Source organism: Comamonas aquatilis, assembly GCF_965139575.1.
GTDB lineage: Bacteria > Pseudomonadota > Gammaproteobacteria > Burkholderiales > Burkholderiaceae_C > Comamonas > Comamonas aquatilis.
In genome coordinates this window covers 1-1,781 of the sequence record NZ_CBCSIW010000045.1, presented here as the reverse complement: position 1 = coordinate 1,781, position 1,781 = coordinate 1, and the positions used below count along the sequence as shown (strand labels likewise).

Below are 1,781 nucleotides of genomic sequence, written 5' to 3'. Positions count from 1 at the left end.
CCCTTGGTGTCTATGTGTTTGCGGCACACAGCGATCAGGCTGCACGCCAGAACTGGGCAGCGCCGGGCAGCTATGCCGTGGCCATAGGAGCACCTGTTTTCACGGCTAAAACTGGCTTTGTTTACAACGGCTCTGCGGACTATCACGACACCCAGCTCGCCATGGGTGGCGCATCCGATCAGAACCCCTATACCACCACCAAGGACATTTCTGCGATGGTCTGGCCCGGTACCGAGGACCAACCCACAGGGGCGACTGCCTTGGGCGACAACGTGATTTCTGTGGAAACAAATCGGAGTCCAACTCAGGCAGCACTCCGTACAGGAACAACCAACGGTGATGTCGTTGCAATCCCGGCTCTGGGCACACCCTTGGGATTCGTTCGTGTTGCAGATGACAGAGCGACTGCATATGTCGCTGGCTCCAATAGCGCAACCATTGTGAGAGCTCGGCTTACTGGCTACACGCAGCGCCTTATGTACATCGGGGCGAACAACACCTCAGCAGGCGCAGCGAGCTTCTACGCGGGGACCATTCGGGCGGCTCAGTTCGGAAAGTCCTTGAACTCGGTACAGATGCTGGCGATGAACGCCGCGATGCAGCGATTCTTCGCTGCGATCAAGGGGGCTTAAATGGCTACAACCACAGATGCATTTGTCTGGGGGGCAACGCCGCAAGGCATATTCGCGGCCATCGTGCTGGCTCGTGCCGGTAAAACGGTGATCATTGCGACAGATGCCCCGCAGGTCGGCGGCATGCTGACCGGTGGTCTCGGTATTACTGACGCCGTGGCGACCCGCAATTGGTGGGGGCCGGTCAAGGAATTTACCGATATCCTCAGCAGTCGTACCGGCTACACCAATGATCGCCTGCGCTGGTGCTTCGCGCCTAGCGATGCGGTGGTGGCATTCAATCAGTTGCTTTCTGTCGAGCCCAACATCACGATCAAGCTCAGCGAGCAACTTGTGGGCGTGGAGCGCAACCAGGCCATTCGAGTGCTTGGCCAGTTGGAGGGCAAGATCGCAGGGCGTGGCGCCAAGATCCGCAGTGTGACGACGACGGGAGATACCTACACAGCAAACGTTTTTATCGACGCTAGCTATGGAGCCGATCTCCTGGCCAATGCTGGTGTGCCTCACCGTCTGGGCCGAGAGGGCGTCACATATCGCAATGAGGTGCGCGCCGGGGTGCATCGTGAATACCAGACTGATAAGGCGATCCACTCTGTTGATGCGGATGGCGACTTGCACAAATACAGTCAGTACGCTCCACACCAACCGACTGGAGCGGCGGATCGCAAGACGATGGGTACCGGGTTCCGGCACTGCGTCACCAACGTGGCCGGCAACATGCTGCCCTGGGCGCCCCCGCCAGGCTATAACCCGGCGGACTTTGCTGCAGACATTGCGTTGGCTCAGCAACTGACGCCCACATACCTGCACCAGGACTTGGGATGGTTTCTGCGTCGCACCAGTTATGACGCTGCACGCGCCGAGGCTTTTATCCCTGGCTGGGCAGGCATGACGCAAACCCAGCGCGAGACAGCGTGGCTGACATTCACCGATGCCTCGGCCATTGCCTTGGCGCCGGACAAGTTTGCGACCAATGGAAGTGACATCATCGGCCCGCTGGCTTGGGAATACACGCTGGCGAATGGACAGCGCAGGGAGCAGATCCGGCAGCACCTTGCGTATCGCGAGGCTGGCCGCTGGTACACGTTTGCGACGCATCCCGACGTGCCGGTAGCCACGCGCGCTTCTTACGCTCAGATCGGCTTTTGC

Annotated in this window: 2 protein-coding genes; both read left to right on the top strand. The window is 59.6% G+C overall.

The window, feature by feature from the left end; genetic code table 11:
* Positions 1-632, top strand: a 632-nt coding sequence (locus ACNAZA_RS22320; protein WP_415798684.1) for a hypothetical protein, incomplete at its 5' end; no start/stop codon positions are given.
* On the top strand, positions 633-1,781 hold a 1,149-nt coding region (locus ACNAZA_RS22315), incomplete at its 3' end, for an FAD-dependent oxidoreductase (RefSeq protein ID WP_415798683.1). It abuts the gene before it with no gap.